This window comes from Acidobacteriota bacterium, from assembly GCA_028875575.1.
GTDB lineage: Bacteria > Acidobacteriota > Terriglobia > Versatilivoradales > Versatilivoraceae > Versatilivorator.
The window spans coordinates 16,828-29,510 of the sequence record JAPPDF010000068.1; the positions used below are offsets into that span (position 1 = coordinate 16,828).

A 12,683-nucleotide genomic window follows, 5' to 3' on the forward strand; every position below is an offset into this window, starting at 1 on the left:
CGGCCTTCCACCCACTGCTGCCTCGACCTCCACCGGCGGCTTCCCGGATCAGTACCTGGCCACGGAAGGATCCACCTCTTGAGACCAGCGGTCGATACCTCCAGTGAGATTCTTCACATTGGAAAAGCCTGCCTTTTGCATCTGTTCCACGGCCTTGGCGCTGCGTCCCCCCAGCTTGCAATGGACCACGATTTCGTCATCGGAATTCAACTCGTCCATGCGTTGGCCCAGTTGCCCCAGCGGGATCAGAACGGAGCCGGGGAGCCGGCAGATGTCATACTCATGGGGTTCCCGAACATCCAGAATGACGGGAGTTCCCCCGTTGTCGAGCACGTGCTTGAGTTCCTTGGGTGTCATTTCGTCGAACTCCTCCGGCTCAGCCGCCCCGGCCGCAGCCTGAGGCGAAATGCCGCAAAATTGTTGGTAATCAATCAAGGCCTTGATAGTTGGATGGTCTCCACAGAGCGGACACTTCGGATTCTTTCGCAGCTTCAATTCCCGGAACTTCATCTGCAGCGCATCGTAGAGAATCAGACGACCGACGAGCGACCGGCCACTGCCCAGAATCAACTTGACGGCTTCGGTGGCCTGAACCAGCCCGATGATTCCGGGAAGAATTCCCAGAACGCCCCCCTCGGCGCAACTGGGGACCAGTCCCGGAGGAGGTGGCTCCGGATAGAGGCAGCGGTAGCAGGGTCCCAGCCTGGCGTCGAACACGGATGCCTGGCCCTCGAACCGAAAGATGCTCCCGTAGACGTTGGGCTTCTTCAGCAGAACGCTGGCGTCGTTCACCAGGTAGCGGGTGGGGAAGTTGTCGGTTCCGTCGATCACGATGTCGTATGCGGCAACGATGTCCAGGGCGTTGTCGGAAGTCAGCATGACTTCGTAGGTCTCCACCCGGACGTTGGGATTGATATCCAGGATCTTCTCCCGGGCGGAGTCCAGCTTGGGGCGACCCACATCCTTGGTGCCGTGGATGACCTGCCGCTGAAGGTTGCTGAAATCGACGGTGTCGAAGTCGACCAACCCCAGCGTTCCAATGCCTGCGGCCGAAAGATAGAGGCCCAGCGGAGCCCCGAGCCCCCCGGTCCCGACAAGCAGGATCTTGGCGGCCTTCAGCTTCTTTTGGCCCTCCATGCCGACTTCAGGCATGATGAGGTGCCGGCTGTATCTCTGGATCTCATCCTGGCTGAGGTCCAGGCTCTCCGAAGCAACCTCGACGGCAGGAAGGTTGCCACCGGCGATGGAGGGCACGATGCTCACGACGTCTCCTTCCTTCACCGGTGTCCGGTCTCCCTGCAGATATCGGACGTCCTCGTCGTTGATGTAGACGTTGACAAAGTTGCGGACCTGCCCCTCATCGTTCAGCAGATGTGGCTTGAGCTCGGGAAAACACCGGACCAGTCCATCGATCACCTCACCCACGGAATCGCCGTTCAGTTCCACCTCATCCCGATTGCCCGTGAGATGCCGCAGCGCAACCGGCAGGAGCACCTTCAAAGCCATTTCTCCTCCTAAAGACTAGTCCCCTCACTCGCTGACATAGTATAGCCCGCATTTCCGGCCAGGTCGCCGGGCAGGGTATGAAATTATGCATCCGTACGGGCCCGGCCGGCAATGCGGCCCGGCTCAGCCGGCTTCGATCTCCTCCGGACTGAAACGGGACCGGTCGTCGGCCAACCTCCAGCAGGTCATGGCCCCTGCCCTTCCCTGAGTGACCGAGACAATGAGGTAGGAGTAGAAGGGCCAGGCATGATCCAGATCGAACCGAGAGGGTCGGGCCTCGGCATTGGGATGGGAGTGGTAGAAGCCCAGAACATCCATCCCGTTTTCCCGAGCGCGTCTCTCGGCCTCGAACATGGTTCGCGGAGAAATCAGAAATCGATTATGCTGGTCGCTCTCTTTCCGCGCATTCTCGGCAGGCAGCAATTCCAGGATGTGCTTGTCTCCCTGAACCAACCTCCCCAGCATCAAGCCGCAACACTCCCTGGGATAGGTGGCCTCCCCATGGGCCTCGATGGCCCCAGGGTGCTCCCGTTTGAGCTTAACCCGCATTTCTCACCAGGCCGCATCGCCTACGGTAGTAAAGTACTCGTGTTTAACATCTTGCGGCGCTTTGTATGGAGTCTTCAGCCTACACACGGCGCTGGGCGGGCCCTGGCTTGTCCTTTTCCCTTCAGCGCATCCATGCTCGCTCGACCGTAGTCACCGCTACGCTCTTCGCTCGCGAGCACGCGCTGAAGGGAAAATGCCTGCGCCATGATCACGCCCCCTGGTGAGAAATGCGGGTTAATTGCCACCCTTGCCGACTCCCCAGAACCGCTCGTTCAAGTATTTCATGCCCCCGTCGCACAGCACCGTCACCACAACCCCGGCGTCCAGGTTCCTGGCGATCTCGACAGCCGCCACCACGTTGGCTCCCGCCGAGATACCAACCAGAAGCCCCTCTTCCCGGGCCAGCCGGCGAACCATCTCCTGAGCTGCTTCGGTGGACACCTCCAAATGCCTGTCGGCCAATTCGGCATTGTAGATGGGCGGGACAATGGAGGAAGGCATGTGCTTCATCCCCTCCAGGCCGTGCAGAGGCGAATCCGGCTGCATGGCGATACACTCGACGCCCGGATCGAACTCCTTGAGCCTGCGGGTGGTTCCCACAAAGGTGCCGCTGGTGCCGAGCCCGGCCACGAAATGGGTCACCCGCCCGGCGGTTTGCTCGTAGATTTCCACGGCGGTGCTTCGGTAATGAGCTTGCCAATTGGCCGGGTTGCCGTACTGGTCCGGATAGAAATACAGGTCCGGGTTTTCCGAGTACAGTTTCTTGGCTGCCCGAATGGCTCCGTCGGAGCCCTCTCTGCCGCTGGTCAAGACCAGTTCGGCACCATAAGCCTGCAAGATCTTGAGTCGTTCCGGGGTCACGTTTTCCGGCATGGCCAAACGCACCGGAATCTCCCTCACCGCCCCGATCATGGCATAGGCAATCCCGGTGTTCCCGGAGGTGGCGTCCAGCAGGACCTTGCCCGGCTTGAGCCTGCCGGAGCGCTCCCCCTGTTCGATCATCTCGAGCGCGGGACGGTCCTTGATCGAACCCCCGGGATTGAACCACTCCGCCTTGGCATAGACGGCCACATCGGGTGCACCTCCCCACACCCGCTTAAGGGGAATCAGAGGAGTGTTGCCGATCGTATCCAGAACGGCCGTTGCTCCACCGGCTTCCAGAGTCTTGCACTCCATGGACAGCACCTTGACCCGTCGCTCGACTGCAATCCACCACCGACTTCCGCAGCCCCGTAGACTAACATGATCGCCACTGCTTCACAATCTCCCCCCGAGGCAGTGTCCTCTGATATACTTCCGTCCGTCTCACTCCCTCCACGACGGCAAATCTCCCTCGAAAAATCGTTGTTTTTCTGCCGGCGGCAAGCTGCGCCGGTGAGGCAGGACTCTGTCTCCCAGGTCGAGACCGCTATCGAATTCCGAAGGCCCACCCGGATGGACGAAGACACGCTCTCCTGCCTGATGCTGACCTCGGTACAGGGACTGGGCTGCCGGGGCGCCCACCGGCTGATGGCTGCCCTGGGATCGCCCCGGGCGGTGGTCCAGGCAGCCCCCGGCACTCTCAACCGCCTGGGCCTTTCCCGGGATATCGCCAGATCCCTCTCCTCAAGACAGCTTCGCCTGCAAGCCGAAAGGGAGCTGCAAAAGTGCCGCCAGCACCAGGTCACCGTGCTGACCCTCGGAGATGCCCGATACCCCTCCCTGCTCAAGGAAATTTTCGATCCACCCATCGTCCTGTTCGCCTCCGGAGACCTTTCGTGCCTTGCCGTTCCCTCGATTTCAATGGTGGGTTCCCGCAAGGCCACCGCTTACGGCCTCAATGCGGCCGAGAAGATCGCCTGCGATCTTGCGGAACATGGACTCCTGGTCACCAGTGGACTGGCGCGAGGCATTGACACCGCCTCCCACCGGGGGGCATTGCGGGGCAAGGGACAAACAGTGGCCGTCCTGGGCAGCGGCCTCGACTCCATTTATCCGCGTGAAAACCGGTCCCTCGCCCGGCAGATACGGGCCAACGGCTGCATCCTCTCCGAGTTTCCTCTCGGCACCCGGCCCCTGCCGCAGAACTTCCCCATACGGAATCGCATCATCAGCGGCATCTCACTGGCTACCTGCCTGGTGGAGGCCAACCAATCCAGCGGCTCACTCATCACAAGCCGACTGGCTCTGGACCAGGGACGGGAGGTGTTGGCCGTGCCGGGAAACATCACCTCCACAACCAGCTACGGACCCAACATGTGGATCAAGCAGGGGGCCAAACTGGTGCAGGATTGGCGGGACATCGCGGAGGAGCTGCCCCCGTTTATCCAGGAGCGGCTGCAAGCCCCAACCGGACCGCCGCCGTCGGAAACGTTGACCGAAAATGAGCGGACAGTGCTGGAATCGTTGAGTGCCGACCAGGCCATGCCCATCGATCAGCTGCTGGAATCGACCCGGTTGACATCATCGGAACTTTTGTGCACGCTGTCTGAGTTGGAGATGAAAGACAGGATCCGACAGTTCCCCGGAAAAGCCTTTCTGAAGCGCCTGTGAGTTGGTCCTCGGCTGGAGGGCGGGCGCCTCGGAGCGACACAACCCTCGAGAATCGGTAACGCTCGTGCCCAAGTCACTGGTCATTGTCGAGTCCCCCGCCAAGGCCCGGACCATCAACCGCTACCTCGGCAAGGACTTCAGTGTCAAAGCTTCCATGGGACACGTCCGGGATCTTCCCCAGAAAAAGCTGGGAGTGGATCCGGACAACCGATTCCGGCCGACCTATGAATTGATCCCAGGCAAGGAAAAGGTGATCAAGGCCCTCAAGTCGGCGGCCCGTGGAGTCGATTCCATCTACATCGCCACCGACCCCGACCGCGAGGGAGAAGCCATCGGTTGGCATCTGTCGGAAGCCTTGTCCGACAACAATCGCAAATTCTTTCGAGTTCTCTTCAACGAAATCACTCAAAAAGCCATTCGACAGGCCTTCGATCGTCCCGGGGAGATCGATTCCCGGCTGGTGGACGCCCAACAGGCCAGGCGGATCCTCGACCGCCTGGTCGGATACAAGATCAGTCCGCTGCTATGGAAGAAGGTCCGCCGCGGAACCTCGGCGGGCCGGGTTCAGACGGCTGCCTTGAGATTGGTCGTCGAGCGCGAAAGAGAAATCGAGGCCTTCGAGTCCAGGGAATACTGGACACTCACCGCCAATCTTTCGGCTTCGCAACCTCCCCCCTTCGACGCTCGCCTTCAGAAGTTCAAGCGCAAGAACATCGAGGTCAACAACCAGGAACAGGCGCAAGAGATCGTCCAGGCCCTGGCTGGAGCCTCATTCACCGTTGAAACCGTCACGACCAAGGAAAAGAAGCGGAATCCTGTGCCGCCCTTCATCACCAGCAAACTTCAGCAGGAGGCATCCCGCAAGCTGCGGTTCCCTGTGAAAAAGACCATGCGGGTAGCTCAAAGCCTCTATGAAGGGATCAAGCTGGGGCAGGAAGGCAGCGTCGGCCTGATCACCTACATGCGCACCGACTCGCTTCGGGTCTCCAATGACGCCCTGGGCGAAGTCCGAACCTACATTACCCAGAACTACGGGAAACAGTATCTGCCCGCCAAGGCCAGGTATTACCGCAGCCGCAAGGATGCCCAGGATGCTCACGAGGCCATCCGGCCCACCTCGGCAGCACGTCGCCCCGAGGAGATCCGGGAATTCCTCAGCGGCGACGAGTTCAAACTATACAGGCTCATCTGGCAGCGGTTCGTGGCATCCCAGATGCAAGCGGCGCTACTGGACCAAACCGTGGTGGAGGTTGCAGCCGGGCCCTATCTATTCAGGGCTTCCGGCTCCGTCCTGAAGTTCGACGGCTTCCTGAAAGTCTATGAAGAAGGCCGGGACGACAAGTCCGAGGAAGAGTCTGTCACCACCCTGCCGTCCCTGACCCGGGGCGAGGTGCTTCAACTGAACAAACTCTTGCCCAAGCAACACTTCACCCAACCTCCTCCCCGCTTCACCGAGGCCACCCTGGTGAAAGCGTTGGAGGAGAAGGGTATTGGCCGCCCCTCCACCTACGCCGCCATTCTCACCACCATTCAAGACCGCGAATACACGGTCAGAAAAGAAGGCAGGTTCCGGCCCACCGATCTGGGCCTGGTCGTGAACGATCTGTTGGTGGCCAGTTTTGCCGATCTGTTCGATATCCAGTACACGGCCCGAATGGAGAAGGAGCTGGACGAAATCGAGCAGGGCAAGATCCTGTGGATCAAGGCGTTGCAGGATTTCTACGGAAAATTTGCCACCGATCTCAACCAGGCCCGGAACCGGATGAAAGTCACGGAGGAACAGACCGGGGAGAAATGTGACCAGTGCGGGAAATCCCTGGTGATCAGGTGGGGGCGACACGGAAGGTTTGTGGCCTGCACCGGGTTCCCGAAATGCAAGTATACCCGGGAGATTTTAGCCAAGACCGGGGATCCGGACGGCCCGGCGGAATCTGAAGAAGACCCACAGGAATCCTGTCCGAACTGCAGCAAGCCCATGGCCCTGAGAAAGGGACGCTTTGGCCCCTTCCTGGCCTGCACCGGCTACCCGCAATGCAAGACCACCCGGAAGCTGGGAACAACCGGCTCGGGGCAAACTCCGGCAGCGCAAACACTCCTGGAGGACAACTGTCCCCGTTGCAGCAACCGTCTGGCCGTCAGAACGGGGCGTTATGGGGAGTTTACGGCCTGCAGCAACTATCCCAAATGCCGGTACGTGAGAAGAAAGACCTTGGAAGTCGCTTGCCCTCAGCCCGATTGCAGCGGTGAAATCGTTGAGCGGAAGTCCCGTCGCGGCAAGATATTTTACGGGTGTGACCAGTATCCCGAGTGCCGATTCGTCCTCTGGAACAAGCCGATCAAGAAGGCTTGCCCGCAGTGCGGCTCCGGCTTTGTCCTGGAGAAGACGACCAAGAAGCAAGGGACACTGCACTACTGCCATGATGAATCCTGCGACTTCCAGGAGTCGGCCGCAACCATGGCCTGAGGTGGCCCGGCCCGGCAGTGAGTTCGGACCTCCGTTCCGATATCCCCCCCGGTAATGGTTCATCCTTCATGAGTCCAGTCGTGATCATCGGTGGAGGCTTGGCAGGTTCCGAGGCGGCCTGGCAGATTGCCCGGCGGGGACTCCCCGTGCGGCTGTGTGAAATGCGCCCTGCCCGAACCACGCTCGCCCACAGGACGCCCCACCTGGCGGAAATCGTCTGCAGCAACTCCTTCAAATCGAACCAGCCGGGCACCGCCCCCTGGCTGCTCAAGGAGGAGTTGAAGACACTGGATTCCCTGCTCATCGAGCTTGCCAATCGACACCGAGTTCCCAGTGGAGCCTCGCTGTCGGTGGACCGGGAACAGTTCGCCGCGGCCGTGACCGAAGCTCTGGCGGCCTGTCCCCGGATTGAAATCGTTCGGGAGGAGGTCCTGGACCTGCCCGAGCAGGGCCCTGCCATTGTGGCCACCGGACCCCTGACTTCCCCGGCGCTCTCTCAATCCCTGCAAGAATTCATGGGAGAAGACCACCTCTATTTTTACGATGCCATCAGTCCCATCGTGGAGACGGACAGCATCGACCTCGACAAGATCTATCGGGGGTCCCGATACGGCAAGGGAGGGGCCGACTACCTGAATTGCCCGCTCGATCGGGAAGAGTACCTGGCCTTTTACCAGGCCCTGATCCATGCTGAATCTGTGCCCCTCCACCAATGCGAGAAGAGCCTCTATTTCGAAGGCTGCCTCCCTATCGAGGAGATGGCCCGCCGCGGGGTCGATACCCTTCGATTCGGTCCCATGAAACCGGTCGGCCTGATCGATCCCAGGACCGGCCGTCGACCCTATGCGGCCGTGCAGTTGAGACAGGAAACCCTGAAGGCCGACAGCTACAACATGGTCGGCTTTCAGAACCATTTGCGCTTCGGAGAACAGCAACGGGTCTTCCGCATGATTCCCGGCCTGGAACGGGCCCGTTTCCTCCGGCTGGGACAGGTCCACCGCAACACGTTCGTCAACGCACCCCTTCAACTGAAAGACACCCTGCAATCCCGCAAGCGTCCGGACCTGTTCTTCGCCGGACAGATTTCCGGAGTCGAAGGCTACGTGGAGTGCGTCGCCACCGGCCTGGTGGCCGGAGTCAACGCCGCCCGTTTCGCGATCGGCCAACCGCTGCTGTCCTGGCCTCGAGCCTCGGCCATCGGTTCGCTGTTGCACTACCTGGTGAGCGCCGACCCCAGGAACTTTCAACCCGAGAATATCAACTTCGGCATCATTCCTCCGCTTCGGGAGGGCCCTGCCAGGATCGGCAGAAAGGAAAAACGTCGACTTCAGACCGAAATCGCCCTGAAGGAAACCTCCCGGTTGGCGGCCGGCCTTTTTTGAAGTTTGAAGTTTGAAGGGTGAAGTTTGAAGTTTGAAGGATGAAGTTTGAAGTTTGAAGGGTGGAAGTTTGAAGGGTGAAGGATGAGGGGGGAAGGGATCTTTCTCGGTTGTTGTCAGGTGACGGGATGGACGCGGAAATTCGACAGTTCGCCGACAGTCTGATGGGCCGCAACGCCTCCGAACACACGGTGAAAGGCTACCTTGGCGACCTGCAGCAATTTCACCAGTATCTGACTCGGACGGAGGATTCCCAAGGCAAACCGAAACCCTTCTCCGTCCAGGAACTGGACGCCCAGATCATTGGCGAGTACCTGGGCCACCTGCACTGGCAGAAAATCGAAAAATCGTCCATTGCTCGCAAGATCTCGGCGATTCGCTCCTTCTGCCGCTTTCTCTGCCAGCGCCAGATTCTGCCCCACAATCCGGCCAAGCTGATTCGGTCACCCAAGGTGCCCCAGAAAATTCCCAACTATCTGACCATCGAGGATTGTGTGACCCTGATTGAAACCCCCGATCTCACCCGGCCCGGGGGACGGCGGGACCGGGCCATCCTGGAGCTGCTCTATGCCTGCGGCCTGCGGGTAAGCGAACTCACCGGCATCAACATCGGCGACATCGACTTCGGGGAGGACTTGATCCTGGTTCGGGGCAAAGGGAAAAAGGAACGCCTGGTCCCTTTTGGGAAAAAATGCCACGCGGCCCTCAGAGCCTATCTGGAGGAACGCTGCTCGGAGCCCGTGGTCCAATCGGCCGAACCGGGCCTGCCGGTCTTCCTCAATGCGCGGGGTTCGCGATTGACCACCCGCTCGGTGCATTACCTGGTCGAAAAGCACCTGAGGTCGGCCCTGCGCTCCAACCGCCTGAACCAGAAGATCAGCCCGCACGGACTGCGGCACTCGTTCGCCACCCACCTGCTCAATTCGGGCGCCGACTTGAGGTCCATCCAGGAACTCCTGGGACACAAGAGCCTCGCCACCACGCAACGCTATACACACCTCAGCATCGGCCACTTGATGGAGCAATATGACAAGGCCCACCCTAGAGCTCACACCAAAGCCTGAAACCGGAGGCCTGTCGGCACGGCTGGCGGACCGGATCGGTTCCAAGGCACTGGCTCTGGGGTTCGACAAGGTCGGCTTCAGCCGGGCCGTTCCGCTGGGTTCCCGGAGCGGTATGGAGAAGTGGCTGGAGTTGGGCCACCAGGGAGAAATGCACTGGATGAGCAGGAATGCCGCCAAGCGCCAGGACCCGTCCCTGATTCTGGCCGAAGTCAGGACCGTTCTTTCGGTGGCCGTCAACTACTACCATCCGCTCGACCACTCCCAAAACCCGCGCCACGGCAAGATATCCCGCTATGCCTGGGGCCTGGACTACCACCGCCTGTTGAAGGCCCGACTCAAGAAGTTGGCCGGATGGATTGCCGAGGCGTTGCCTCCGGTCAATGGGCTGTTCTATTCGGACACCGGTCCGGTGATGGACAAGATCTGGGCACACAAGGCCGGTCTGGGGTGGATCGGCAAGCACTCGAACCTTGTCAGTCGGGATCGGGGATCGTGGCTGTTCCTGGGGGAGATCCTGTTGGATCTCGAGCTTCCGGAAACCCGGGAGAGCGGAAATTTCTGCGGTAGCTGCCGGCGCTGCCTGGATGCCTGTCCCACCGGAGCGATCGTGGCTCCTTACGTGGTCGATTCCCGCCGGTGCATTTCCTACCTGACCATCGAGCTGCGCGGCCCCGTACCCCTGGAGCTGCGGCCCCTGATCGGCACCCGGATCTTTGGCTGTGACGACTGCCAGGACGTCTGTCCCTGGAACCGGTTTGCCCAGCCCAGCCAGGAGAAAGACTTCTACCCCTTACCCGGGAACCATGCGCCGGTTCTGATGGAGCTGATGCGGATCAGCCGCCACCAATTCTCCGAACGATTTCGACTCAGTCCGATCCGGCGCTGCGGCTATGCCGGATTTCTGCGGAACGTGGCCATCGCGCTGGGCAACAGCGGCCTTCCGGAGGCCGTCCCCGCGTTGACGGTCGCACTTCATCACCCGGAGAGCCTGGTCAGGCGCCACGGGGCCTGGGCCCTGGGCCGCATCGGCGGCCGGGAGGCTGGATCGGAGCTGCTGCAGGCGGCCAGGACTGAATCCGATCCATGCGTCAGAAGCGAAATCCGGCTGGCTCTGGACCGCCTGGAGTTCCACCCTTCGCGTAGAGCAACCGATCCTCAGGCAGCTGTTTGTTAGATCTGCCGACCCGCCCCGGATTGTATTTTCCCCTCTCTGGACCCATAATGCCCCGACGCGCCAACCTGGAGGCCAATCATGTCTTCTTCTCGAAAATCCTTGCGCATCCTGGTGGCCCCCAACGCTTTCAAGGAGAGCCTGTCCGCCATGGATGCGGCGGCAGCCATCTCTCGGGGGCTTTTCAGAGTGCTTCCCAATTCCAGAATCACACAACTGCCCATCGCCGACGGCGGAGACGGAACACTGGAAGCCGTGGTCGAGGGCACCCGTGGAAAAATCTTCCGGGCTCGGGTCCTGGATCCCTTGGGGAAGAAGATTTTTGCCGAATATGGATTGACGGGCGACGGAAAGACCGCCGTCATTGAAATGTCGAGGGCATCCGGCCTGGCCCTGGTTCCGACCTCACAACGCAATCCCATGCTGTGCACCAGCTACGGCACCGGTCAGTTGATCAAGGCCGCGCTCAAACGCGGCGTGCAGGATATCATCCTGGGCATCGGCGGAAGCGCCACCGTCGATGGGGGAATCGGCGCCCTGCAGGCGTTGGGAATCGACTTTCTCGATCGTCGAGGCAGGCCGGTCGGTTGGGGCGGCATGGGCCTGAGGTCGATCGCTCGGATCGACATGGGCAAGACCAACGCCCTGCTCAAGCGGGCACGGATCCTGGTGGCCTGCGACGTGGACAATCCCCTGGTTGGCCCCAGGGGATCGGCGGCCGTATTCGGCCCCCAAAAGGGAGCCACCCCGGGCATGGTTCGAAAGCTGGATCAATACCTCGGCAAGCTGGGCCGGCTCATTCAGGAGACGACAGGTCGGGATGTCTCGCAGGTTGCCGGAAGCGGCGCCGCGGGCGGTATTGCCGGAGGGTTCATGGGACTGCTGGGAGCCCGGCTGAGTCCAGGAAGCGACCTGGTGTTCGACCTGCTCAAGGTCGAAGAGCAGGTGAAGAAAGCGGACCTTGCCTTTACGGGAGAGGGTCAGATCGACTTCCAGACGCCCTTTGGCAAAGGACCCGGAATGCTGGCCAAGATTGCCAAGGAACACGGCGTGCCCGTGATCGGCATTGCCGGAAGTGTGGCCGGCGACGTGGGTGGCTTGTACGACCAGGGATTCACCGCGCTCTTCAGCATTGTCGCCTCGCCTGTGACGGTCGAGGCAGCCATCCAAAATGCAGACCAGCTCCTGGAAGCCCAGTCGGAACAGGTGGCCCGGCTCCTCCGTTTCGGCCTGGATTCAGCTTGAGCTGTCACCGGACCCCCTGGGACTCAGCGTGGAAAGGGCGCCATCAGCCACCCCAGTCCCAGGGATACCACCAGAAAGATCACGAAAACGAAAATGCCGTAACGCAGCCGCTCGCGGGGGGTTTCCTTGCTGCTGAGCGCAAAGACTGTCGACACGCAGAAAGCGAAAATCACCAATGCCATAAAGTGTGAGATCACCATTTCAGCGTTTGCGGCCCACGGCGATGTCGTAGGCGTTGAGGGCGGCCAGCAGGTTGAGCAACCCGGCCACGGCCAGATAGGTCGTCCCGTAGTCGAATGACTGGTTCTCCAGGTTGCCGGCGCCGTAGCCCCCGTACTTGGCCAGAAAGTACAGAATTCCGATTCCGAGGTCGGCGAAGAGAAATACGAATTCGATAAACTGCTCGGCGGCCAGCGTATGCAGCTTTCCCCCCAGACTCAGCCCCAGGCCAAACAACAACAGGATGGGAGAGGCAAACAGAAGGGAGCGCACCCACTTCCCCAGAATCAGGTGTCCCAGCCCCGGGAAGAAGACCCCCCCAAGACCGATCAGAATTGCTTGAATGGACCTGGATTCCATCGGTCAACATTCCTTCAGGCTAGCCCGCATTTCTCACCAGGCCGCTGAGCAATGGGTAGAAATGTGTTCGTCATTAACATCTTGCAGCGCTTTATTGGGTGTCTTCAGCGTACAGAATGTGCTGGGCGCGCCCTGGCTTGTCCTTTTCCCCTCAGCGCATCCATGCTCGCTCGACCGTAGTGACCGCTACGCTC

Annotated in this window: 11 protein-coding genes; 6 read left to right on the top strand and 5 right to left on the bottom strand. The window is 60.7% G+C overall.

The genetic code is table 11. The features are described 5' to 3' along the window. Positions 1–48: 48 nt before the first annotated feature. From moeB to OXI69_10255, 3 genes are all read right to left on the bottom strand, one after another. Complete coding sequence (gene moeB, locus OXI69_10245) at positions 49–1,506, bottom strand: molybdopterin-synthase adenylyltransferase MoeB (GenBank protein ID MDE2666523.1); 1,458 nt, start codon at positions 1,504–1,506, stop codon at positions 49–51. 123 nt (positions 1,507–1,629) lie between these two features. Next, positions 1,630–2,055 (bottom strand): M67 family metallopeptidase, encoded by a 426-nt coding sequence (locus OXI69_10250; GenBank protein ID MDE2666524.1) that lies wholly within the window; start codon positions 2,053–2,055, stop codon positions 1,630–1,632. 234 nt (positions 2,056–2,289) lie between these two features. Continuing rightward, the gene (locus tag OXI69_10255; GenBank protein ID MDE2666525.1) at positions 2,290–3,231 is read right to left on the bottom strand and encodes a PLP-dependent cysteine synthase family protein; all 942 of its coding nucleotides are present in this window, start codon (positions 3,229–3,231) and stop codon (positions 2,290–2,292) included. Between the two features lie 258 nt (positions 3,232–3,489). On the opposite strand from OXI69_10255, the gene dprA reads away from it, so the two are divergent. The 6 genes from dprA to OXI69_10285 all read left to right on the top strand — a co-directional run bounded on the left by dprA (position 3,490) and on the right by OXI69_10285 (position 11,910). Beyond that, complete coding sequence (gene dprA / locus OXI69_10260) at positions 3,490–4,587, top strand: DNA-processing protein DprA (protein ID MDE2666526.1); 1,098 nt, start codon at positions 3,490–3,492, stop codon at positions 4,585–4,587. Positions 4,588–4,651: 64 nt separating this feature from the next. Beyond that, positions 4,652–7,051 carry a type I DNA topoisomerase gene (topA, locus tag OXI69_10265; protein ID MDE2666527.1) on the top strand — a complete coding sequence of 800 codons (2,400 nt, stop codon included), beginning with the start codon at positions 4,652–4,654 and terminating at the stop codon, positions 7,049–7,051. A gap of 68 nt (positions 7,052–7,119) precedes the next feature. Next, positions 7,120–8,433 (top strand): methylenetetrahydrofolate--tRNA-(uracil(54)-C(5))-methyltransferase (FADH(2)-oxidizing) TrmFO, encoded by a 1,314-nt coding sequence (gene trmFO, locus OXI69_10270; GenBank protein MDE2666528.1) that lies wholly within the window; start codon positions 7,120–7,122, stop codon positions 8,431–8,433. Between the two features lie 125 nt (positions 8,434–8,558). Then, a complete protein-coding gene (locus OXI69_10275) occupies positions 8,559–9,494 on the top strand; it encodes a tyrosine recombinase XerC (protein MDE2666529.1) in 936 nt (311 codons plus the stop codon). Further along, positions 9,457–10,668 carry a tRNA epoxyqueuosine(34) reductase QueG gene (gene queG / locus OXI69_10280; GenBank protein MDE2666530.1) on the top strand — a complete coding sequence of 404 codons (1,212 nt, stop codon included), beginning with the start codon at positions 9,457–9,459 and terminating at the stop codon, positions 10,666–10,668. The genes OXI69_10275 and queG overlap by 38 nt, the downstream gene beginning before the upstream one ends. Before the next feature lie 78 nt (positions 10,669–10,746). After that, positions 10,747–11,910: a glycerate kinase gene (locus tag OXI69_10285; protein MDE2666531.1), complete on the top strand. Its 1,164-nt coding sequence runs from the start codon at positions 10,747–10,749 to the stop codon at positions 11,908–11,910. Positions 11,911–11,933: 23 nt separating this feature from the next. Here the strand turns inward: OXI69_10285 and OXI69_10290 are convergent, their stop codons facing one another. Together OXI69_10290 and OXI69_10295 are read right to left on the bottom strand one after the other, a co-directional pair. Next, positions 11,934–12,092, bottom strand: a complete 159-nt coding sequence (locus OXI69_10290) for a hypothetical protein (protein ID MDE2666532.1) — start codon at positions 12,090–12,092, stop codon at positions 11,934–11,936. Between the two features lie 19 nt (positions 12,093–12,111). Continuing rightward, complete coding sequence (locus OXI69_10295) at positions 12,112–12,489, bottom strand: hypothetical protein (GenBank protein MDE2666533.1); 378 nt, start codon at positions 12,487–12,489, stop codon at positions 12,112–12,114. Between the last annotated feature and the right edge of the window lie 194 nt (positions 12,490–12,683).

Bases quoted from the DNA above. Each gene is read 5' to 3' on its own strand.
- moeB (MDE2666523.1), bottom strand. From the start codon at position 1,506: ATGGCTTTGAAGGTGCTCCTGCCGGTTGCGCTGCGGCATCTCACGGGC.
- OXI69_10250 (MDE2666524.1), bottom strand. From the start codon at position 2,055: ATGCGGGTTAAGCTCAAACGGGAGCACCCTGGGGCCATCGAGGCCCAT.
- OXI69_10255 (MDE2666525.1), bottom strand. From the start codon at position 3,231: ATGGAGTGCAAGACTCTGGAAGCCGGTGGAGCAACGGCCGTTCTGGAT.
- dprA (MDE2666526.1), top strand. From the start codon at position 3,490: ATGGACGAAGACACGCTCTCCTGCCTGATGCTGACCTCGGTACAGGGA.
- trmFO (MDE2666528.1), top strand. From the start codon at position 7,120: ATGAGTCCAGTCGTGATCATCGGTGGAGGCTTGGCAGGTTCCGAGGCG.
- OXI69_10275 (MDE2666529.1), top strand. From the start codon at position 8,559: ATGGACGCGGAAATTCGACAGTTCGCCGACAGTCTGATGGGCCGCAAC.
- queG (MDE2666530.1), top strand. From the start codon at position 9,457: ATGACAAGGCCCACCCTAGAGCTCACACCAAAGCCTGAAACCGGAGGC.
- OXI69_10285 (MDE2666531.1), top strand. From the start codon at position 10,747: ATGTCTTCTTCTCGAAAATCCTTGCGCATCCTGGTGGCCCCCAACGCT.
- OXI69_10290 (MDE2666532.1), bottom strand. From the start codon at position 12,092: ATGGCATTGGTGATTTTCGCTTTCTGCGTGTCGACAGTCTTTGCGCTC.
- OXI69_10295 (MDE2666533.1), bottom strand. From the start codon at position 12,489: ATGGAATCCAGGTCCATTCAAGCAATTCTGATCGGTCTTGGGGGGGTC.